19 protein-coding genes and 1 pseudogene are annotated in these 21,801 nt (G+C 68.1%); 10 read left to right on the forward strand and 10 right to left on the reverse strand.

The genetic code is table 11. From position 1 onward, the window contains the following. Nucleotides 1-96: 96 nt before the first annotated feature. A complete protein-coding gene (locus tag KL771_RS15225; protein WP_261969402.1) occupies nt 97-588 on the reverse strand; it encodes an Lrp/AsnC family transcriptional regulator in 492 nt (163 codons plus the stop codon). Between the two features lie 123 nt (nt 589-711). Between KL771_RS15225 and KL771_RS15230 the strand changes: the two are divergent. Next, a pseudogene (locus KL771_RS15230) lies at nt 712-3,156 on the forward strand (transketolase). A gap of 52 nt (nt 3,157-3,208) precedes the next feature. On the opposite strand, the gene KL771_RS15235 reads toward KL771_RS15230, so the two are convergent. The 3 genes from KL771_RS15235 to KL771_RS15245 all read right to left on the reverse strand — a co-directional run bounded on the left by KL771_RS15235 (nt 3,209) and on the right by KL771_RS15245 (nt 6,031). Continuing rightward, a complete protein-coding gene (locus tag KL771_RS15235; protein ID WP_261969403.1) occupies nt 3,209-3,415 on the reverse strand; it encodes a DUF1737 domain-containing protein in 207 nt (68 codons plus the stop codon). A 43-nt stretch (nt 3,416-3,458) separates the two neighbouring features. Next, nucleotides 3,459-4,349, reverse strand: coding sequence for an HpcH/HpaI aldolase/citrate lyase family protein (locus KL771_RS15240; protein ID WP_261969404.1), 891 nt, complete (start codon nt 4,347-4,349; stop codon nt 3,459-3,461). 131 nt (nt 4,350-4,480) lie between these two features. After that, entirely contained in the window at nt 4,481-6,031 is a 1,551-nt protein-coding gene (locus KL771_RS15245; protein WP_261969405.1) for a methyl-accepting chemotaxis protein, read from the reverse strand. 339 nt (nt 6,032-6,370) lie between these two features. On the opposite strand from KL771_RS15245, the gene KL771_RS15250 reads away from it, so the two are divergent. Further along, nucleotides 6,371-6,757, forward strand: coding sequence for a RidA family protein (locus KL771_RS15250; RefSeq protein WP_261969607.1), 387 nt, complete (start codon nt 6,371-6,373; stop codon nt 6,755-6,757). A 173-nt stretch (nt 6,758-6,930) separates the two neighbouring features. Here the strand turns inward: KL771_RS15250 and leuC are convergent, their stop codons facing one another. Further along, complete coding sequence (leuC, locus tag KL771_RS15255; protein WP_261969406.1) at nt 6,931-8,337, reverse strand: 3-isopropylmalate dehydratase large subunit; 1,407 nt, start codon at nt 8,335-8,337, stop codon at nt 6,931-6,933. 299 nt (nt 8,338-8,636) lie between these two features. Between leuC and KL771_RS15260 the strand changes: the two genes are divergently transcribed. Both KL771_RS15260 and KL771_RS15265 read left to right on the forward strand, forming a co-directional pair. Then, nucleotides 8,637-9,149, forward strand: coding sequence for a L,D-transpeptidase (locus tag KL771_RS15260; RefSeq protein ID WP_261969407.1), 513 nt, complete (start codon nt 8,637-8,639; stop codon nt 9,147-9,149). Nucleotides 9,150-9,260: 111 nt separating this feature from the next. Continuing rightward, the gene (locus tag KL771_RS15265; RefSeq protein WP_261969408.1) at nt 9,261-9,587 is read left to right on the forward strand and encodes a c-type cytochrome; all 327 of its coding nucleotides are present in this window, start codon (nt 9,261-9,263) and stop codon (nt 9,585-9,587) included. Here the strand turns inward: KL771_RS15265 and KL771_RS15270 are convergent. Beyond that, nucleotides 9,568-10,050 carry an HPP family protein gene (locus KL771_RS15270; protein ID WP_261969409.1) on the reverse strand — a complete coding sequence of 161 codons (483 nt, stop codon included), beginning with the start codon at nt 10,048-10,050 and terminating at the stop codon, nt 9,568-9,570. The genes KL771_RS15265 and KL771_RS15270 overlap by 20 nt on opposite strands. Nucleotides 10,051-10,182: 132 nt before the next feature. Next, nucleotides 10,183-11,481, reverse strand: a complete 1,299-nt coding sequence (locus KL771_RS15275) for a ubiquinone biosynthesis hydroxylase (protein WP_261969410.1) — start codon at nt 11,479-11,481, stop codon at nt 10,183-10,185. 85 nt (nt 11,482-11,566) lie between these two features. On the opposite strand from KL771_RS15275, the gene KL771_RS15280 reads away from it, so the two are divergent. The 6 genes from KL771_RS15280 to KL771_RS15305 all read left to right on the forward strand — a co-directional run bounded on the left by KL771_RS15280 (nt 11,567) and on the right by KL771_RS15305 (nt 17,744). Then, entirely contained in the window at nt 11,567-12,430 is an 864-nt protein-coding gene (locus KL771_RS15280; protein WP_261969411.1) for an acyl-CoA thioesterase, read from the forward strand. A 400-nt stretch (nt 12,431-12,830) separates the two neighbouring features. Then, nucleotides 12,831-13,169: a P-II family nitrogen regulator gene (locus KL771_RS15285; protein ID WP_054359252.1), complete on the forward strand. Its 339-nt coding sequence runs from the start codon at nt 12,831-12,833 to the stop codon at nt 13,167-13,169. Nucleotides 13,170-13,188: 19 nt separating this feature from the next. Next, nucleotides 13,189-14,763, forward strand: coding sequence for an ammonium transporter (locus KL771_RS15290; RefSeq protein ID WP_261969412.1), 1,575 nt, complete (start codon nt 13,189-13,191; stop codon nt 14,761-14,763). 218 nt (nt 14,764-14,981) lie between these two features. Then, the gene (locus KL771_RS15295) at nt 14,982-15,512 is read left to right on the forward strand and encodes a dihydrofolate reductase family protein (protein WP_261969413.1); all 531 of its coding nucleotides are present in this window, start codon (nt 14,982-14,984) and stop codon (nt 15,510-15,512) included. Between the two features lie 287 nt (nt 15,513-15,799). Next, on the forward strand, nt 15,800-16,795 hold the full coding sequence (locus KL771_RS15300) for an NAD(P)H-quinone oxidoreductase (RefSeq protein WP_261969414.1): 996 nt from the start codon (nt 15,800-15,802) through the stop codon (nt 16,793-16,795). Nucleotides 16,796-17,039: 244 nt separating this feature from the next. Then, entirely contained in the window at nt 17,040-17,744 is a 705-nt protein-coding gene (locus KL771_RS15305; protein WP_261969415.1) for a DUF1013 domain-containing protein, read from the forward strand. A gap of 394 nt (nt 17,745-18,138) precedes the next feature. Here the strand turns inward: KL771_RS15305 and KL771_RS15310 are convergent, their stop codons facing one another. The 3 genes from KL771_RS15310 to gshB all read right to left on the reverse strand — a co-directional run bounded on the left by KL771_RS15310 (nt 18,139) and on the right by gshB (nt 21,775). Further along, complete coding sequence (locus tag KL771_RS15310) at nt 18,139-19,668, reverse strand: YifB family Mg chelatase-like AAA ATPase (protein ID WP_261969416.1); 1,530 nt, start codon at nt 19,666-19,668, stop codon at nt 18,139-18,141. A gap of 201 nt (nt 19,669-19,869) precedes the next feature. Further along, nucleotides 19,870-20,811 (reverse strand): substrate-binding domain-containing protein, encoded by a 942-nt coding sequence (locus KL771_RS15315; protein ID WP_261969417.1) that lies wholly within the window; start codon nt 20,809-20,811, stop codon nt 19,870-19,872. Nucleotides 20,812-20,824: 13 nt separating this feature from the next. After that, nucleotides 20,825-21,775, reverse strand: coding sequence for a glutathione synthase (gene gshB / locus KL771_RS15320; protein WP_261969418.1), 951 nt, complete (start codon nt 21,773-21,775; stop codon nt 20,825-20,827). Nucleotides 21,776-21,801 lie beyond the last annotated feature (26 nt).

Genomic DNA, 21,801 nt, shown 5'->3' on the forward strand with positions numbered 1-21,801 from the left:
GCGGCTGTCCTCGGCGTAGCGCTCCCTTTCACAATCATGCCAAACCGAAAGAAAATCCAGCACTGTACGATACGCCCGAACCATGCATGCCTCTCCCTACGGCAGGTCGGCCGACAGACCGTCCAGCGGCAGGGCGGTCTTGTACTTGACCTGCTTCAACGCAAAACTCGATCTGATATTGGCAACACCGGGCAGCTTGGACAGTTGATTGACGATAAATCGTTCCAGTGCTTCGATATCGGGAACGACGACACGGATCAGATAGTCCGCATCACCTGTCATCAGGTAGCATTCCATGACCTCCTCATAGGCCGATATGGCGCGCTCGAAGCGCTCCAAGGCCTCCTCGACCTGTCGCTCGAGCGTGATCTGCACGAAGACGCTGACGCCGAGGCCGATCCGCCGAGGATCCAACAGGGTGACATAGCGGCTGATCAGACCCTCCCGTTCGAGGTTGCGGACGCGCACCAGACAGGGCGAGGCCGACAGATGCACCCGGGCGGCGAGTTCCGCGTTGGTCAGGCGGGCGTCGGCCTGCAGTTCGCGCAGGATCTTCACGTCGACCGCATCGATGCGTCCGCGCGGCATAGGCAGTGGCCCTTTCATCGTTTGACAGCAGACTATGCGGCATCAGAACGCCGGGCCAGCCGAATTCGGCAATCCATGCGGGTCGATTCCGGCTATCCTGCGGAGATCACCGGGGAGCCCGCCATGCCTGCCGCCGTCGATCCGCGCCTGCCCTTTCTCGCCGCCCTGGAGACCAAGACCCTGTGGCTGGCGACCTGGATGATCCATCACGCCAATCACCTCCGGGATCATGCGGATGGGCTCAAGGTCGGCGGCCACCAGGCCTCCTCGGCGTCGCTGACCACGATCATGACGGCGCTCTACGGCGCCGTGCTGCGCCCGGAAGACCGCGTTGCGGTGAAACCGCATGCCTCGCCGGCCTATCACGCCCTGCACTATCTGTTCGGCCGCCAGACTGTCGAAAAGATGAGGAATTTCCGAGGCTTCAAAGGCGCGCAATCCTATCCCTCGCGGACCAAGGACACCGACGACGTCGACTTCTCGACCGGCTCGGTCGGCCTCGGCGTGGCGCAGACGCTGTTCTCGTCGCTGGTGCAGGACTACATCCGCGCCAAGGGCTGGGGCGGCCAAAGGCCGGGCGGCGCAGAACCGGGCGATCGCGAGCCGGAAGGCAAGATGGTCGCCCTGATCGGCGATGCCGAAATGGACGAGGGCAACATCTACGAGGCCCTGATCGAGGGCTGGAAGCACGGCCTGCGCAACACCTGGTGGGTGGTCGACTACAACCGCCAGAGCCTCGACGCGGTCGTACGCGAGGGGCTGTGGGAGAAGCTCGACGCCATGTTCCGCAATTTCGGCTGGGACGTGGTCATCGTGAAATACGGCCGCCTGCAGGAGGCCGCCTTTGCGGAACCCGGCGGTGCCGCGCTGAAAGCCTGGATCGACGCCTGTCCGAACCAGGACTATTCGGCGCTGTGTTTCCAGGGCGGCCCGGCCTGGCGCAAGCGGCTGACCGACGATCTCGGCGACCAGGGCGAGGTTTCGGCGCTGATCGACCGGCGCAGCGACGCCGAACTCGCCGCCCTGATGACCAATCTCGGCGGCCACGACCTGGACAGCCTGGTCGAAGCCTTCGAGGCGGCGCGCGGCCACGACCGGCCGACCTGCTTCATCTGCTACACCGTGAAGGGCATGCACCTGCCCCTGCAGGGCCACAAGGACAACCATGCCGGCCTGATGACGCCGGCCCAGATGGATGTCTTCCGGTCGGCCCACAAGGTCCGCCCCGGGCACGAATGGGACCGCTTCGAGGGATTGGACATCGAGCCGGCCGCGCTGGAGCGGTTCATGGCCCGCGTGCCCTTCTTTGCCTCCGGGCCGCGTCGCCGCAAGGCACCGGTCTACGCCGCTCCGGAAACGCTCAGCTTCACGGCCCAGCCGGTGATGGCGACCCAGCAGGCCTTCGGGTTGATCATGCACGATCTCGCCCGCTCCGACCTGCCGATCGTCCGGCGCATCGTGACCACCTCGCCGGACGTGACCGTCTCGACCAATCTCGGCGCCTGGGTCAACCGGCGCGGCCTGTTCGCGCGCGAAAGCATGGCCGACGTGTTCCGCAAGGAACGGATTCCGTCGACTTTTGCCTGGGATTTCTCGCCGGACGGCCAGCATATGGAACTCGGCATCGCCGAGATGAACCTGTTCATCATGCTGGCCGCGCTCGGGCTCGCCCATTCGATCCACGGCGAGCGGCTGATCCCGATCGGCACGCTCTACGATCCGTTCATCTATCGCGGCGCCGATGCGCTCAACTATGCCTGCTACCAGGATGCGCGCTTCCTGCTGGTCGCGACACCGTCCGGCATCACGCTGGCCCCGGAGGGCGGCGCGCACCAGTCGATCGGCACGCCGCTGATCGGCATGGCGCAGGACGGATTGGCTGCCTTCGAGCCGGCCTTCGCCGACGAGCTCGCCGCCATCATGGCCTGGAGCCTCGACTATCTGCAGCGCGACGGTGCCGACGGCGACAACGAGCCGGATCCGGCCACCTGGCTGCGCGACCGGACCGGCGGCTCGGTCTATCTGCGCCTGTCCACCCGCCCGCTTTAACAGCCGGTGCGCGCGGCCGACGCGGCCTTCCGGCGCGGCGTCGTCGACGGGGCCTACTGGCTGCGCAAGCCGGGACCGAACTGTCAGGTGGTGGTCGCCTACCAGGGCGCGATTGCCCCGGAGGCGATCGAGGCGATCGGGTTGATGGCGGAAGATCGCCGCGACGTCGGCCTGCTCGCGGTCACCTCAGCCGACCGGCTCAATGCGGGTTGGACCGCGGCGAGCCGGGCGCGCGAACGCGGCCTCGGCCATGCGCGCTCGCATGTCGAGACCCTGCTCGCCGAGCTTCCGCGCGAAGCCGGCATCGTCACCGTGCTCGACGGCCACCCGGCCACGCTCGGCTGGCTCGGCTCGGTGCATGGCCACCGGACGCGGGCGCTCGGGGTGGAGCATTTCGGCCAGACCGGGACCCTCGCCGATCTCTACCGCCATCACGGCATCGATGCGAACGCGATCCTGGCGGCCGCCAACGGCCTCGCGCCGGGCCGCCCGATCCGCCACCTGCGCGCGATCGGCTGAGATCGTGAAGGGCGGCGGGGCGGGGAAGCCCGGCCGCCGTCGCCGAATCCGCTCAGTAGTCCGACAGCACCACGTCGTCGGAATAGTCGACGTCCGGGACGTCCTTGACGATTGCCTGGCCGCAGATGACGCGGCCCTTGACGGAATCGTAGGTCAGGGTCGGGTCGCCGGCGAGCTGCCAGCCCCTGTTGAGCGCGGCGGTGACACGCTTGCAGAAGGCGACATCGTCGGGGCCGGTCAGGTAGCGGTAGAGTTTCATGTGAAACCTTGGTTAACGCCGTTCTTTGAGAAGCCGGCCGGCCTCAGGCCGCCGCCGAGGTTGCGGTCAGGCCGCGCACCATCGCGACAGTGCGCTGCGCCATCTCGGCATGCAGCAGTTCGACCATCCGGCCCTCGACGGTGATCACGCCCTTGCCGGCATTTTCCGGCAGCGCGAAGGCGGCGATGATCTTCTCGGCCCATTCGACCTCGGTCGCGGTCGGCGAGAAGACCTCGTTGGCGACCGCGATCTGCTTGGGATGGATCAGCGTCTTGCCGTCCATGCCGAGATCGCGGCCCTGGGCACATTCCTCGCGGAAGGCGGCCATGTCCTCGAAGTCGTTGAAGACACCGTCGATCACGTCGAGGCCGTGGGCGCGGGCGGCCTGCACGGTCTGCGACAGCCAGGTGATCATCGGCAGCCGGCCGCGCACGATCCGCGCCCGCGTCTCCTTGGCCAGATCGTTGGTGCCGAGCACCATGGCGGCGAAGCGCCGGCCGGCCGGGAAGCCGACCGAGGCCGCGATCGCCGCCGCATTCAGGATGCCCATCGGGGTTTCCATCATGGCCCAGATGCGGGTCCCGGCCGCCGCCCCGTTCATGTCGAGAAAGTCGCCGATCTGATAGATGTCGTCGGCGAAGGAGACCTTGGGCACCAGGATCGCATCGGGACCCGCGGCCGCCGCGGCTTTCAGATCGGCCTTGCCCCAGGGCGTGTCGAGACCGTTGATCCGGATCACGAGTTCGCGGTTGCCGTAGCCGCCTTCCTGGACGGCGCGGCAGACCTGCCCGCGGGCGATCTCCTTGGCGTCGGGTGCGACGGCATCCTCGAGATCGAGGATCAACGCGTCGGCCTCGAGCGTCTTGGCCTTTTCAAGCGCACGGGCATTGGAACCCGGCATGTAGAGCACGCTGCGGCGCGGGCGGAAGGTCATCGACGGCGCTCCCGGACTGGATCATCCGGCCAAACCTAGAGCCGGCGGCCCGTTCCCGCAATGCACCATTGGGATGCCAGACTGGGTCTGGGCGCGGCCTGCCGCCGATCGGGGCAGCAGGCCGCGGCTGGTCAGCCGGCGCGCCGCTGGTTGAGGGCCGCGACATTGTCGCGAATCTGGGCGGTGTAGTCGTCGATGGTCCGGGCCATGACGTGGGTCTGCTGCGAGACGCTGTTGACCCGGCTGGCAATCTCCTGGGTCGCGCCGTTCTGCTGGGCGATGGCCGCGGCGATGCCGGCGGCGATTTCCCGGGCGGCGCCGGTCACCAGGGTGATCTCCTTGATCGCCGCAGCGGCGCGCTGCGCCTCCTGTTCGAAGCCGGCCAGCTGGGTGGCGATCTCCTGGGTGGCGCGGCCGGACTGGGTGGCGAGCGCCTTGACCTCGTTGGCGACGACCGCGAAGCCGCGACCGAACTCGCCGGCGCGCGCAGCTTCGATGGTGGCATTCAGCGCGAGCAGATTGGTCTGCCCGGCGATGCCTTCGATCAGCTTGAGGACATCGGTGATCCGCGCGACCGAAGCCACCAGGGTCTCGACGATCTGGGCGGTGACGCCGGCATGCTCCGACGCCTTGGTGGAGGCGATGGCGGAATCGTTGACCTTCGCCGATATCTCGCCGATCGACGCGGCCAGTTGCTCGGTCGCCGAGGCGATCGTCTGCACGTTGCCGGCCGCTTCCGCCGCCGCGCCGCCGATCGCCTGGCTCATCGTACCGGCCAGATCGGACACCTTGCTCTGCAGGGCGACCTGCTCGCGGGCGCGCAATTCGCCGACCTTCTGTTCGTGAATGTCGATCAGCGACCCGCAGGCCCGCAGCGGGATGCCGTTGGCGTCGCGCGTGACGCCGCCGACCGCGCGGAACCAGCGATAGCTGCCGTCCTTGACCTTGAGCCGATAGGCCACGTCATAGCCGGTGCGGCCGCTGCGGTCGTTCATGCAGGCCATGAAGGCATTGAAGGTGGCCTGCGCATCCTCGGGATGCAGGCGGTCGGCCCAGGATCCGACGACATCGGGGAAGCCGTAGGTGTCGTCGGGCGCGAAGCCGCACAGACGACGGAAGTCCGGCGACCAGCGCCAGGAACTGGCCCGGCTCATGGCGTCGCCGCCGACGATGATCGCATCCCACAGGCCGACGCCGGCCGCGCGGTCGAGCAGATTGGCACGTTCCATGGCATTGGTCTGCTCATGCACGTCGATCAGCGCACCGCAGGCGCGCTCGGCCATGCCGGTCGACGACCGCTTGACGCCGCCGACGGCGCGGAACCAGCGGAAGCTGCCGTCCTTCACCTTCAGCCGGTAGGTCACGTCGTAGCCGGTCTTGCCGCTGCGGTCGCCGAGGCAGGCCATGAAGGCCGCGAAGGTGGCTGCGGAATCGTCGGGATGCAGGCGGTCCGCCCAGGAGCCGACCAGATCCGGGAAGCCGGTCATGTCGCCCGGCGCGAAGCCGCACAGCCGGCGGAACTCCTCCGACCAGCGCCACTTGCTGTCGCGGCTCATCGGATCGCCATTGACCAGGACCACATCCCACAGGCCGATGCCCGCATGGCGGCTCAGAAGCGACCAGAGTTCCTGATAGTCGTTCTCGATCGACTGGTCCTTCTTCGCAAAAAAGAGCAGTGCCATGTTTCCTCCGGGGGCGGCTTTTGCATTCCGCCTGTTGTCGGTCCGATCGATTGGATCGCGTCCAAGTCTCCCTCGGCTCCGATACCCGCACGATGCGTCGATCGCCGGCGCGCTAAGCCGGGGCGCAGACCGCTGCCGATGCGGTGCACTGCCATTCGGGTTGGGGAGAGATCCGATACGTTTCAGATAGTTGTCGATATTGTTTAAGGTGTCGTAAAATTTCAAAAGATTGCACTTTTCCGATCGGCACAGCCGGTCGATCCTGAACGACATCACCGGCCCGGAAGACGAGCGACCGGCCGGCGCTCCGGATTTCTTCAGAGGGACACCCGCATGCCCATCGCCTTCCACATGATCGCCGGAGCGCCGGAGCCGGTCGCAACCTTCAGCCACGCCACGGAAATCGACGGCTGGGTCTTCGTCACCGGCCAGATGCCGACCGTACCGGGCCGCCCCGACGACCCGCTCGCCGAGGGCATTGCGGCGCAGACCGTGCAGGTGATGGAAAACCTGAAGGCGGTCTTGGGCGGCCTCGGCCTGACGCTAGCCGACGTGACCATGGCGCGCGCCTATCTCCTGCATTTCGACCGCGACTACGCGGCCTTCAATGCGGTCTACAAGGGCTTCTTTGCGGAGGGAAAACTGCCGGCCCGCACCTGCGTCGGCGTCTCCGGGCTGGCCAAGGGTGCGCTGGTCGAGGTCGACCTGATCGCTCGGCGGGGGTAACGCGCAAGGTCCTCGCCGGCCCGACGGCATTGTGCGGCGCGCGGCGGCGAGGCCCGCATGCCCCCGGCCGGCGGCGCGGGCCGCGGATGCTCGGCCCCTCTCCCGGGGCCACACATGAAAAGAGCGCCCGGACGGATCCGGACGCTCTCCAATCGATCGGCGATCGGTGACGCTCAGCCGAGCGTGCGGATGTCCACGAAGCGGCCGGCGATCGCGGCGGCGGCGGCCATAGCAGGCGAGACCAGGTGGGTGCGGCCCTTGAAGCCCTGGCGGCCTTCGAAATTGCGGTTCGAAGTCGAGGCACAGCGCTCGCCCGGATCGAGCCGGTCGGCATTCATGGCCAGACACATGGAACAGCCCGGCTCGCGCCATTCGAAGCCGGCGGCCTTGAAGATCGCGTCCAGGCCCTCGGCCTCGGCCTGCGCCTTCACCAGGCCGGAGCCGGGCACGATCATGGCAAGCTTGATCGACGGGGCGACGGTCTTGCCGGCGACCATGGTGGCGACGGTGCGCAGATCCTCGATGCGGCCGTTGGTGCAGGAGCCGATGAAGATCTTGTCGAGCGGGATATCGGTGATCGGGGTGCCGGGCTTCAGGCCCATATAGTCGAGCGCGCGACGCTTGGAGCTGCGCTTGTTCTCGTCGGCGATCTCTTCGGGGTCCGGCACCGTGCCGGTCACCGCGACCACGTCCTCGGGGCTGGTGCCCCAGGAGACGATCGGCGGCAGGTTGGCGGCGTCGAGGCGGATTTCCTTGTCGAAATGCGCGCCCTCGTCGGAGAATAGCGTCTTCCAATAGGCGAGCGCCTTCTCGAGCTGCTCGCCCTTCGGCGCCTTCGGCTTGCCGAGGATATAGGCGAAGGTCTTCTCGTCCGGCGCGATCAGGCCCGCCCGCGCGCCGCCCTCGATCGACATGTTGCAGACCGTCATGCGGCCTTCCATCGACAGCGCGCGGATCGCCTCGCCGGCATACTCGATGACGTGGCCGGTGCCGCCTGCGGTGCCGATCTCGCCGATGATGGCCAGGATGATGTCCTTCGCGCCGACGCCTTCGGGCAGTTGCCCGTCGACGATGACGCGCATGTTCTTGGCCTTGTTCTGCACCAGCGTCTGAGTGGCGAGCACGTGCTCGACCTCGGAGGTGCCGATGCCGTGGGCAAGCGCCCCGAAGGCGCCGTGGGTCGAGGTGTGGCTGTCGCCGCACACGATAGTCATGCCCGGCAGGGTGAAGCCCTGTTCGGGCCCGACGACGTGGACGATGCCCTGCCGGCTATCGAGCTCGTTGTAGTACTCGACGCCGAACTCCTCGGCATTGCGCGCCAGGGTCGCCACCTGCAGGGCGCTCTCCGGATCGTCGATACCGTGGCTGCGGTCGGTGGTCGGGACGTTGTGGTCGACGACCGCCAGCGTCTTCTGCGGCGCATGGACCTTGCGATGGGCGACGCGCAGACCCTCGAAGGCCTGCGGGCTGGTGACCTCGTGCACCAGATGGCGGTCGATATAGAGAAGGCAGGTTCCGTCCGGCTGGGTGTCGACGACGTGATCGTCCCAGATCTTGTCGTAGAGGGTGCGCGGGGCCATGCCTTCGTCTCCGTACGGTCGCTCGCCCGGCCGGCTCTGATGTCGCTCGGGCGTCATAGGGGTCGGGCGTGAATACCTGAAACCGGCCGCGGACGGAAGTCAAAGTCGCGCCTTCCATGCGCATGACGCGCCTGCATCCGATGGCGGCGCCCCCGTCCGCCGGCCGGCCGGCGCCGCCCCGGACCCGCAAAATCCCGCATGAACCGTTCGTGAACCACGTCTCCTAGGCAATATTCAAGTTCTGTCGTTTACTGAATGTGCCGGAAGGTCTTTTGACCGGGACGCTTTCGGAGGGAGTCATGCGTATTTCACATCTTCGCAAGGTCTTGGCCGGTGCCGTGCTGCTGGCCGCTTTCGCCTTTGCACCGGCGGCCGTCGCGGGCGAAACGGTCGCATTCGATTCGAGCTATGCCGCCGGCACCATCGTCATCAAGACGGGCGAGCGGAAGCTCTATTATGTCACCGGACAGGGTCAGGCGATCCGCTACCCGATCGCGGTCGGCATGCCGGGCCGCGAATGGACCGGCACCAACACGGTGGCGCGCAAGGAGGTCAACCCGACCTGGCAGCCGCCGGCCGCGGTCCGGGCCGACAAACCCGGCCTGCCGAGCCTGATCCCGCCGGGACCGTCGAACCCGCTCGGACCGCGCGCGATGGTGCTGGCCTGGGGCGAATACGCCATTCACGGTACGAACAAGCGCAGCTCGATCGGGACCCGCGCCTCCTACGGCTGCATCCGCATGTACAATGAGCATGTCGTCGAGCTGTTCGACCGCGTCTCGGTCGGAACGCCGGTCGTGGTCCTGCGCTGACCGGACCAACCGCGCGACCCCCGTATTAATTCAGATGACCGCCCGCGGGTCGGTGGCTAGGCTGGCAGGCCAAGCTCCGGAGCGGGCGGTTCGATTTCGAGGAGGAAGCGCATGCGTCGATGGGGTCTTGCGGGTCTGACGGCCGTTCTCGCGCTGGCGGCCATCCCGGCCGGCGCCGCCGGGCCGGACGCCGCCAACGGCGCGCGGCTGGCCAAGCGCTGGTGCGCGGAATGCCATGTCGTCGCGCCCGGCCAGGCCCAGGCCAGCGCCGACGTGCCGGCCTTCTCGGCCATCGCCGCCGACCCGACCAAGACCGTCGACCTGCTGACGACCGTGCTGACCGTTCCCGAGAAGGCGCATACACGCATGCAGAACCTCAATCTGTCGCGCGTCGAGATCGCCGACCTGATCGCCTATATCAGGACCCAGAAGCCCTGACGGACCTGCGGCTCAAGCGATAGAGCCAGGCCGCAGCGGCGACCACGATGGCGCCGATCGCCACCGAGGCGACCGCCATGGCCGGATCCGCGCCGACAATCAGGATCGGATCGCCGCCGGCGGGCGGCTGCATGCAATGCAGCGCCTGCATCACGACGATCGCAAGGCCGACCGCCAGCGCCGCGGCCCAGGGCGACGGGCCGAGCAGAATGGCGACGGCCCAGCCGGTCAGGCTCGAAACGGCGTGGCCGGCCAAAATGATCCGCGGCCGGGCGAAGGCGCTGTCGGGCAGCAGGAAGGCGACGATCACGGTCGAACCGAGCGAAGAGGCCAGGTGGCCGATGCCGGTTGCGCTCTGCAGCGCGACGATCGCGGTCAGGCACAAGCCGGCCAGGACCGCAGCCCGAGCCGCCTCGCCGACTCCGGTCGGAACGGCGAGCAGATCACCTAGCCGGAAGAGCATTCTCGTCGTCCGGGACGACCTCTGGGTCCTGGTCATGGCGCCGATGATGCACGATCCCTGCCACGATCGTCACCGGTCCGGCTGCCCGATCGACGCATGGCCGCCCTGTCGGGCGACACCGACGCGGTTTGGTCAGATGGCCTCGCCGCGCATCAGCCGCGGCATGTCGCCGCCGATGCCGGCGGCCTCGCGGATGAAGCGGCGCTTCAGGCCCGGCAGCCGGTCGACCAGGCCGAGCCCGATGTCGCGGATCAGCCGGATCGGCGTCAGGTCGTTGGAGAAGAGCCGGTTCAGCACGTCGGTGACCATGCCCATCTCGAAGGCGTCGTAGCGCCGCCAGAGCTGGTAGCGCTCCAGCACGTCGAGCGCGCCGACATCCTGGCCGAGGCGGCGCGCCTCGATCAGCACCTCGGCCAGCGCGGCCGCGTCGCGGAAGCCGATATTCAGGCCCTGGCCGGCGATCGGATGGATGCCGTGGGCGGCGTCGCCGCACAGCGCGAAGCGCGGGCGGACCCAGTCGCGCGCCAGCGTCAGGCCGAGCGGATAGGCGTGGCGCGGGCCGGCCTGGCGGATCGCGCCGAGATGGCGGCCGAAGCGGCGCTCCAGTTCGAGCGCGAAGGTGAAATCGTCGCCCTCGACCAGCCGGCGGGCCTCGTCGGAACGCTCGGACCAGACCAGCGACGAGCGGTGGCGGCCCTCGGGGTCGTCGGCGAGCGGCAGGATGGCGAAGGGTCCGGACGGCAGGAAATGCTCCTCGGCGCGGCCTTCGTGCGGCCGCTCGTGCGCGATGGTGGTGACGATGCCGGACTGGCCGTAGTCCCAGCGCACCGTCCGGATGCCGGCGAGATCGCGCAGCCGGGAGCGGGCGCCGTCGCAGGCGACCAGCAGGCCGGCCTCGATCCGGCGGCCCGAAGTCAACGTGAGCCGGGTCGCGCCAGGGCCGGTCTCGAAGCCGGAGACGCTGTCCGGTGCGATCAGGGCGATGCCGGTCGCGGTGGCGGCATCGAGCAGCGCCCCGACCATGGCCGCGTTGAGCACCATATGGGCGAAAGGCGTGCCGTCCTCCAGCGCCCCGCCGAAGGTCAGGAAGACCGGCCGGACCGCATCGCCGACACGGCTGTCGGTCACCACCATCTCGGTGATCGGCTGGGCGGCCGGCGCGATCGACGACCACACGCCGAGTCGGTCGAGCATCGCGCGGGCGGCCGACGCCACGGCGGAGGCCCGGCCGTCCCGACGCAGCGCCGCGGGCGGCTTCGGCTCGACGACGGCGACCGCGAGGCCCGGATCGGCCGCCTTGAGCGCGAGGGCAAGGGAGAGCCCGACATAGCCGCCGCCGGCGACCACGACATCCTGACGCTCGGACATGTCCTTCGAACTCCTGCTGCGCTGCCGCCGGACGGCCGGCGATCCTGCACAACGAAATAGCACCGCGACGCGATTTCGCCAGACCGGCGGGTCGACATTGGGGTTCGCCCGCCTGTAACTCTGTGGCAACCGCCGACCGGAGTCCCGCATGAAAAGCGCCGTGGAACAGCTTCTGGACTCGCTCGATCTGGAGCCGCTGGAGGTCAACCTGTTCCGCGGCCGTTCGCTGCAGGTCGGCTGGCAGCGCATCTTCGGCGGCCAGGTGATCGGCCAGGCGGTCGCCGCGGCCGCGCGCACCGTCCCCGACCGGGCGATCCACTCGCTGCACGCCTATTTCCTGCGTCCGGGCGATCCGTCGCACCCGATCGTCTACGAGGTCGACCGCATCCGCGACGGCGGCAGCTTCACCACCCGCCGGGTGCTCGCCATCCAGAAGGGCGAGGCGATCTTCTCGATGGCGGCGTCCTACCACAAGGCCGAGACGGGCCTCGCCCACCAGATCGCCATGCCGGACGTACCTGGCCCGGACGACCTGCCGAGCGAGGCGGAACTGCGCGAACGCTATTTGGCCGAAGCCCCCGAGAATGTCCGCCGCTACTGGATGCGGCCGCGACCGATCGAGATGCGCCCGGTCGACTTCCGCCATTATGTCAGTCGCGAGCCGCTCGAACCGACGCAGTTTGTCTGGTTGCGCGCCACCGGCCCCCTCCCCGACGACCCGTCGGTGCATGCCGCCGTGCTCGCCTATGCGTCTGACACAACCTTGCTCGACACGTCGCTCTTCGCACACGGCCGGTCGGTCTTCGACCACGACCTGCGGCTGGCCAGCCTCGACCACGCCATGTGGTTCCATGCACCGTTTCGCATCGACGACTGGCTGCTCTACGCCCAGGACAGCCCGGTGACTGGCGCCGGCCGCGGCTTCAACCGCGGCACCCTGTTCGATCGCACCGGGCGCCTGGTCGCCTCTGCGGTCCAGGAGGGCATCATCCGTCAGGTGAGGCAGAGCTGACCTGCCTTAGAATCAGGCAGGATTTGCGGCGGATTTTCGGCGTATCCCGCGCTGCAGCAGAGGTCCGAACCGCGTCGGCGGAACCGCACCGGCGATGTTTGATCGATTATTAGGCAGTATCGCCCCCTGCTCCGCGCCGGCACCCCCGTCGGATTCCGGCAATCTGCCTATTCTGTGGTCACATCTCTGCCGACCAGGATGGCCGACTCCCCGGTGGCCGCGATTCCTATCGTGATCCCAACATGTTGCGACGCTGCCCGGAGTTGGCACGGAGATTGATTCCCATCTGGGCACCGGGGGCCGAGCCGCGCCAATACGCTACTCGTCACCGAATTCGTTCGACGGCCCGACCGGGCCGAACAGGCCCGCGAGCGGGTACAGGAGAAACGGGAAAGCGTTCATGAAAATCGTGATGGCCATCATCAAGCCGTTCAAGCTGGACGAGGTGCGCGATGCCCTCACGGCGATCGGCGTGCAGGGTCTCACCGTGACCGAGGTCAAGGGCTACGGCCGCCAGAAGGGTCACACCGAGATCTATCGCGGCACTGAATACGCGGTCAGCTTCCTGCCCAAGATCAAGATCGAAGTTGCGGTCGCCACCGACCAGGTCGAAAAGGTCGTCTCTGCGATCTCGTCCGCGGCGAAGACCGGCCAGATCGGCGACGGCAAGATATTCGTCTACGGTATCGATCAGGCCGTCCGTATCCGCACGGGCGAAACCGACGTCGAAGCGCTCTGAACTTAGGAGTTCCTGTAAAATGTCGATCTCAACGATGCTTTCCGGGCACTCCCGGACCGCCCGGACGGCGGCCACGGCGCTCGGCATCCTGGCTCTCACGACGCTCTCCGCCGCGGCGGCCGGTCCCGAACCGAACAAGGGCGATACGACCTGGATGCTGATCTCGACCATCCTGGTCATCCTGATGACGCTGCCGGGCCTGGCCCTGTTCTACGGCGGCCTGGTCCGCTCCAAGAACATCCTGTCGGTCCTGATGCAGGTCCTGTGCGGCTTCTCGCTTATCTCGATCCTGTGGGTCGTCTACGGCTATTCGGTCGCCTTCTCGAGCAACCCGAACGAGGCGATGAACCCCTATTTCGGCGGTCTGTCGAAGATGTTCCTGTCGGGCGTGCTGACCGCCGATCCGACCGCCGGCCTGAGCTTCGCCAACACGGGCACCTTCTCGAAGGGCGTCGTGCTGCCGGAGATCGTGTTCGTCATCTTCCAGCTGACCTTCGCGGCCATCACCCCGGCCCTGATCATCGGCGCCTTCGCCGAGCGCATCAAGTTCTCGGCCGTGATGGTCTTCCTGGTCCTGTGGTTCACCTTCGCCTATCTGCCGATGGCCCACATGGTCTGGTTCTGGGCCGGCCCGGACGCCTACACGCTCGCCGCCTCCAATGCCGACGCCATCAAGACCGCGCTCGGTGAGGAATCCGCCAAGAAGTTCCTCGACATGCTGGCCGCGGCCGGCGAAGACAAGGCCAAGGTCGCCGAAGTGCTCACCGCCTATGGCGATGCGCTCGGTGCGACCGCCGGCTTCCTGTTCCAGAAGGGCGCGATCGACTTCGCCGGCGGCACCGTGGTGCATATCAATGCCGGCGTCGCGGGTCTCGTCTGCGCCATCATGGCCGGCCGCCGCGTCGGCTTCGGCAAGGAGAACATGGCGCCGCACAACCTCGTCCTGACCATGATCGGCGCTTCGCTGCTCTGGGTCGGCTGGTTCGGCTTCAACGCCGGTTCCAACCTCGAGGCCAACGGCCTGACGGCTCTCGCGGTCCTGAACACCATCGTCGCCACCGCCGCCGCCGCGCTCGCCTGGAGCCTCGCGGAAGGCATCACCCGCGGCCATGCCTCGATGCTCGGCGGCGCCTCGGGCGCGGTTGCCGGCCTCGTCGCTGTGACCCCGGCCGCCGGCTTCGCCGGCCCGATGGGAGCGATCGTGATCGGCCTCGTCGCCGGCATCGTCTGCTTCTGGGCGGTGACCTCGCTGAAGTCGATCTTCAAGTATGACGACAGCCTGGACGTCTTCGGCGTGCACGGCATCGGCGGCATCGTCGGCGCCATCCTGACCGGCATCTTCGTCGATCCGGCCCTCGGCGGCGCCGGCGTCACCAACTACCTGGCGACCGAGGCCACCGCCGTGGTCGGCTACGACCGCGCCGCGCAGATCACCTCCCAGCTCTGGGGCGTCGGCGTCTCGGTGGTGTGGACCGCGGTGGTCTCCGTCGTCGCGTTGCTCCTGATCAAGGTCACGATCGGCCTGCGCGTCTCCGAGCCCGCAGAACGCGAGGGTCTCGACATCACGAGCCACGGCGAGCGCGCCTACAACTAAGCCGTCTTCCACCCGGGCGGGTCGGTCTCCTCCCGACGACCCGCACGCGACGGCCACTTCGCCCCGGACGGCTTCCGTCCGGGGCTTTTCTTTGCCTGGAGAGCTCCGCCGACCCGCAAGGTCCAGCCGACGCTCAGATTTTCCCGCCGCCTGCGGGACACCGAGTTGCCCGCTCCGGCACCGTTCCGCGGCCGCGTCCGGTTGGGTAGGCTGGCACAATGACCGAGGTGATTCTCTACATCGCGCATTCGATCGACGGCTTCATCGCCGACCGAAACGGCGGAATCGGCTGGCTGAAGCCCTATGACGGCACCGATTTCGGCTATGACGGATTCATCCGGCGGGTCGACGCGGTGGTGATGGGCCGCAGGACCTATCAGGACTGCCGCGGCTTCGGGACCTGGCCCTATCCGGGCAAGTCGACCGTGGTGATGACCAAAGGGGCACCGGTCGACGGCGACGGTCTGGCGGTTTTCGACGGGCGCAGCCCGCAGGAGATCCTGATCGATCTCGAACATGCCGGCCGCAAGACCGCCTGGATCGTTGGCGGCGGCGGACCGATTCGGGCCTTCCTCGATGCGGGTCTCCTCAAGCGCCTGATCCTGTTCCAGATGCCGGTGCTGCTCGGCGCAGGAACCCCGCTCTGGCCGCCCGGCCGCAAGAGCTACACGGCCACCTTGCGCCGGACCGTGGCCTACGAGATCGGCGTGGTCGAAACGGAGTACGAGATCGGCCGGACCTTCGTCTGAAGCGCCGGTGCAGACGGGGCAGGCGCGACGCCGACGCTTCGGCCGCCATGAGCCGGCGTCATGGCCGACGGCTCGATCGCAGGGGCCGGGGCCGGTTCATTTCGTGGGAGCGGAACACCAGCATATTGACGGTGCTGTCAATTCGGCCGGAGACCGGGTAAGTCGCGATGTCCCTGTTGGGGATCGGCTTCCAAGGGTCGATGCAGCAATTCCGATTCGAGGGAAGTTGGGCTAGTGTCCCGAGCCTTGGCGGGCGCAGCGCCCGCGCGTCCTCTCGGAGATGTTCGATGCCGCTGCCCGAATCCATGACCGCGATCGGCTATGAGGCGCCCGGCGGGCCGGAAGTGCTGATGCCGGTGTCGCGGCCGGTGCCTGCGCCGGGACCGGGCGAAATCCTGGTCAGACTGTCGGCGGCCGGCGTCAACCGGCCTGATGTCCTGCAGCGCCAGGGTGGCTATCCGCCCCCGAAGGGCGCCTCCGACATTCCGGGCCTGGAGATCGCCGGCGAGGTGGTGGCGCAGGGTCACGGCGCGGGCCGCTTCGGCCTCGGCGCGAAGGTCGTCGGCCTGGTCGCCGGCGGCGGCTATGCCGAATATGCGGTGGTGCACGAGACCAACGCGCTGCCGGTGCCGGGCGGGCTCGATCCCGTCGCCGCAGCCGGCATCCCGGAGACGTTCTTTACCGTCTGGTCGAACGTGTTCGACCGCGCCGGCCTGAAGCCGGGCGAAACCTTCATGGTTCATGGCGGGACCTCGGGCATCGGCACGACCGCGATCCAGCTCGCCAAGGCCTTCGGCGCGACCGTGATCGCGACCGCCGGCTCGGCCGCCAAATGCCAGGTCTGCCGCGATCTGGGGGCGGATCTCGCCGTTGACTATCGCGAGCAGGATTTCGTCACCGCCGCCAAAGACTTCACCGGCGGACGCGGCATCGACGTGATCCTCGACATGGTCGGCGGCGACTATATCGAGAAGAACCACGAGGCGGCGGCCATCGAGGGCCGGATCGTGCAGATCGCCTTCCTGAAAGGGCCGAAGGCGACGGTGAACTTCACCCGCCTGATGCTGAAGCGGCTGGTCCATACCGGATCGACGCTGCGGGCGCGCGAAGTGCCTTTCAAGGCGGCGATCGCCACCGCCCTGCAGGCGAAGGTTTGGCCGTTGATCGAGGCCGGCACGGTGCGGGTCGTGATGGACTCGACCTTCCCGCTTGCCGAGGCGGCCGCCGCCCATGCGCGCATGGAGACGAACGCCCATATCGGAAAGATCGTGCTGACGGTCTGAGACAGCCACCGGATCGGCGCCTCCGCTGACAGCGGGCGCCGGGCTGGACCCGGCCGGCGGCCTGCCGGCGCGAACGGCTGTCGATGGTCCGAAGGTCTCCGGCCGACCGGCGCCGCGCCGCAGCACAATTCGTTGCACAATGGCGGGGCAGCGCGTATATAGTCGGCAATCCCGTCAATCGACGAAAGATTTCAAGCCTCCCCCCGAAGGCCACCGGGAGAGGCCACGAGGAGGGTCCGCCCCGATGTCCAACGCGCCGAATACGCCGCTGATGCCGAAGGCGACCGCCGTCTGGCTGGTCGAGAATACCGGGCTCAGCTTCGAGCAGATCGCTTCCTTCTGCCGGCTGCACCCGCTCGAAGTGAAGGCGATCGCCGACGGCGAGGCCGCCCAGGGGATCAAGGGCCTCGACCCGATCATGTCCGGTCAGCTGACCCGCGACGAGATCGAGCGCGCCCAGCGCGACATTCGCTATCGGCTGAAGCTGGCCGAGCGGAAGGTGCGGGTGCCGGAGGCCAAGCGCCGCGGTCCGCGCTATACCCCGGTCTCGCGCCGCCAGGATCGGCCCAACGCCATCCTATGGCTGCTGCGCAACCACGCGGAGCTGAAGGACGCGGCGATCATGCGCCTCGTCGGCACCACCAAGACCACGATCCAGCAGATCCGCGAGCGGACGCACTGGAACGCCGCCAACCTGCAGCCGATGGACCCGGTCACGCTCGGCCTGTGTTCCCAGCTCGAACTCGACCTCGAAGTCGAACGCGGCTCCAAGGGCGCGCCGAAGCGCGAGGAAGGCGATCCGAATGCGCAGGTGCTGCTCTCGGTCGAGCAGACCACGTCCGCCGCGGCGCTGGCCGAGCAGGACGAGGAGAAGGAGCTCGACGCCGAGAAGATCTTCGCCAAGCTCAAGAGCCTCAAGGGTCCGGTCGAGCCCGACGAAGAGATCTGACCGCGCGCGGATCGCGAATCCCGGTATCCGGCGGCCATCAGGCCGCCGGTTTCGTATCGGCCCCGGCACCGGCCACTGCACCGACCTCAAGATCGCCTACCGCCGACCGGAAGACCGCCCCGGTCGGCCTTGCGCCGCGACGACAGCGAGGCGCGCCGGCGACTGCCGTCCCGGCGCGCCAATCGTCCCGGTCGACCGACGCCGCCCCTCCCGGCCACAAATGGCTCCGACGGTTGGACCCGCAAGCGGCATGGGCCTGTCCGTCGGCGACGCGCGTCCGTACGGGCCGCCATTCCGGTACCGCGACATCACTCCGACAACGTGCGGGCCGATATGGCGCCGCCCATGTCCGAGGGCTCCCGCAGCCCCGTCGGCCCGCAGGCCTGCCAGGCGGTCAGGCCGCCAGCAATCGCTCTCCGGCGCCGCGATAGCCGATCGCCTCGGCGATATGGATCCGGCCGACCCGTTCCTCGCCCTCCAGATCGGCCAGAGTCCGCGCCACGCGCAGGACGCGATGATAGCCGCGCGCCGACAGTTTCAGCGCCTCGGCCGCCTGGGCGAGAAGCCGCGCGCCGGTCGCATCGGGCCGGGCGATCTCGTCGATCACGGAGGCGCTGCAGGTGGCATTGGTGGTGCCGGCGGGAAGTCCAAGCGCGGAGAAGCGTGCGGCCTGTACCGACCGGGCGGCGGCGACGCGCCGGGCCACGGTGGCGGAATCCTCCGACGGTGCCGGCATGACAAGATCGGCGGCGGTAACCGCTGCGACCTCGACCCGGAGATCGACCCGGTCGAGCAGCGGGCCGGACAGCCGTTCCTGGTACTCCGCCGCGCAGCGCTCGCCGCGGCGGCAGACGAAGCCCGGCTCGCCGGCCCGTCCGCAGCGGCACGGATTCATCGCGGCAACCAGTTGCATCCGGGCCGGATAGGAGACCCGGTGGTTGGCGCGCGCGATCATCACGCTGCCGGTCTCCAGCGGCTGGCGCAGGCTGTCGAGCACCTGCGGGTGAAACTCCGGCAGTTCGTCCAGGAACAGGACGCCGTGATGGGCGAGCGAGACCTCTCCCGGCCGGGCACGGAAGCCGCCGCCGACCAGGGCTGCCATCGAAGCCGAATGATGCGGGGCCCGGAACGGCCGCCGATTGGACAGCCGGCCTTCGGCCAATTCGCCGGCGATCGAGGCGATCATCGAGACCTCGAGCAGTTCCTTCGGATCGAGTGGCGGCAGGATCGAGGGCAGCCGCGCGGCAAGCATCGACTTCCCGGACCCGGGCGGGCCGATCATCAGGAGGTTGTGCGAACCGGCCGCCGCGATCTCGAGCGCCCGCTTGGCGGTCTCCTGCCCCTTCACGTCCTTCAGGTCGGGCATCGCCGCCGGGTTCTCGCGCATGCGCGGCTCCGGCCGGGCGATCACCTGGGTGCCCTTGAAGTGGTTGGCGAGCTGCACGAGGCTGCGGCCGGCGACGATGTCGATATCGGGGCTGGCCCAGGCCGCCTCCGAACCGCAATCGGCCGGGCAGATCAGTCCGCGCCCCATGGCATTGGCGCCGATCGCCGCCGGCAGAACGCCGGCGACCGGCGCGATCGTGCCGTCGAGCGCCAGTTCGCCGACCGCCACGAAATCCGCCAGTTGGTCGCCCGGCAGGGCCCCGATCGCCGCCATGATGCCGAGCGCGATCGGCAGGTCGTAGTGGCTGCCCTCCTTCGGCAGATCGGCGGGTGCCAGATTGACCGTGATATGCTTCAGGGGCAGGCCGAGCCCGGTCGCATAGAGGGCGGCGCGAATGCGCTCGCGACTCTCCGCCACGGTCTTGTCGGGCAGACCGACGATGGCGAAGGTCGGCTTGCCGCTGGTCAGCTGCACCTGGACATCGACCGGAACAGCCTCGATGCCTTGAAACGAGACCGTCGCGACATGTGCAACCATCGGCACCAAGCCCCTCTACGAAATCGCCCCATTCATAGAACGTTCCAGGAACTTATGCAACCACAATTCGGCGCCATACAAGAGATGCGAGCAATCCAGCGTCGATCCGCAATCAGCGACAGGGGCGAACGAAATCCGAACAACCGAAGGAAACGGCACCCTCTGGGTTGTCGGCGGTTGTACGATGCGAACACACCGTGATCAGTTCGGCGCCTTGATCAGGTCCAGCCGGGTGAAGGTGTCGAAGCCGACATAGACCACCTCGGGCACCTTGCGGCCCTGCTTCAGATCGACCAGCAGGTCGACCGCCTTGACGCCCATGTCGCCGGGTCTTTGCCCGACCAGGACATGGCCCAATCCTTCCCGCACCAGCGCCTTCTGGGCCGGCAGGGCATCGGCGACGACCAGAACGGTCTGCGCCTGATCGATGCGCTGCTTGTACTTGGCGACCAGCGCCCGCCACTCGTCGGCGGCCAGCATCGGCCAGGCGCCGACCGAAATGATCAGGTCGATGTCGTTGCCGCCGGCAAGCGCGCGGTCGACCATGCGCACGGCATCGGTGAAGGTGCCGTCGGTGACCAGCGGCGAGGTCTTCGCCTCCGTCCACCCGGTCGAGAGCGCGTCGCGCACGCCGGCGATGCGCTCGGCCAGATTGGGCAGGGTCGGGTCGGCGGTGACGATCAGGAAGCGGCCGCCCTTCGGTTTCCAGCGCCGCGCGGAGGCACCGAGCGTGCGGCCGAAATCCTTCGCATTGGTGCCGATGAAGGCCTGCCGACGGCTGCGCGGCTGGTCGCCGTCGAAGGTCACCACCGGGATGCCGGCCGCCACCGCTTCGTCGATCGCGGCGGTCACGTCCGGCATCGTCTCGGGCGAGACCGCGATGCCGTCGATCCCCTCCTTGACCAGATCGCGGATCAACTGCGCCTGACTGCGCGCCTCCGCGCCGCCGGGCGCGGCATAGACACAGGTGATCGACTTCAATTCGCGTGCGCGCTCGCCGCATCCGTCACGGATGGCCTGAAAGAACGGGCTTTCGCCGGTCGGCGGCACGATGGCGAACTGGTAGGCCTGCGCCGACACGGCGGCGCTCCCCGCCAACAGGAGCAGGAATGCAGCCGCAACCGACTTCGTGATCCCGGCCATGCCGCCCTCCCGTTCAGGCCCGCCCTGCCCGTCGCGCTTCGATCCGGTCCCAGAGCATCGAGGCGATATCCGGGCCGCCAAGCCGCTTCACCGCCCGGATGCCGGTCGGCGAGGTGACGTTGATCTCGGTCAGAAAGCCGCCGATCACGTCGATGCCGACGAAGATCAGGCCGCGCTCCCGTAGCGCCGGTCCGAGCCGCGCACAGATTTCGCGCTCGCGCGCCGTGAGGTCGGTCGCAACCGCCTGGCCGCCGCGAACCATGTTGGAGCGCAGGTCGTCCGCCGCCGGGACACGATTGATGGCGCCGGCGAATTCGCCGTCGACCAGGATGATGCGCTTGTCGCCGTCACGCACCTCCGCCCGGTATTGCTGGGTTACCCAGGGTTCGCGGAAGGTGGTCGAGAACATGTCCATCAGCGAGCCGAAATTCTCGTCCTCGGCCTTGACCCGAAACACCGCCGCGCCGCCGTTGCCGTAGAGCGGCTTCATCACCACGTCGCGATACTCCGCCCGGAAGGCGCGGATCTCGTCGGCGTCGCGCGAGATCAGGGTCGGCGGCATCAGATCGGGGAATTCGGTCACGAAGACCTTTTCGGGCGCGTTGCGCACATGAGCAGGGTCGTTGACCACCAGCGTCTTCGGATGGATGCGCTCGAGCAGATGTGTCGCGGTGACGTAGTGCATGTCGAAGGGCGGGTCCTGGCGCATGTGGACCACGTCGAATTTCGAGAGGTCGACCCGCTCCTTGTCGCCGAGGGTGAAGTGATCGCCCTCCTGGTCGCGGACTTCCACCGGCTCGACCACCGCGAACACCTTGCCGTCGCGCATCGCCAGGCGGTCGGCGGTGTAGTGCCAGAGCCGGTGCCCGCGGGCCTGGGCTTCGAGCATCAGGGCGAAGGTGGAATCGCCGCGGATGCGGATGCCCGCGATGTGGTCCATCTGTACGGCAACGTCGAGCGGCATCGGCAACTCCGGTCCTGCGATCCTGT

The sequence above is a fragment of the Prosthecodimorpha staleyi genome, assembly GCF_018729455.1.
In the GTDB taxonomy this organism is placed as follows: domain Bacteria; phylum Pseudomonadota; class Alphaproteobacteria; order Rhizobiales; family Ancalomicrobiaceae; genus Prosthecodimorpha; species Prosthecodimorpha staleyi.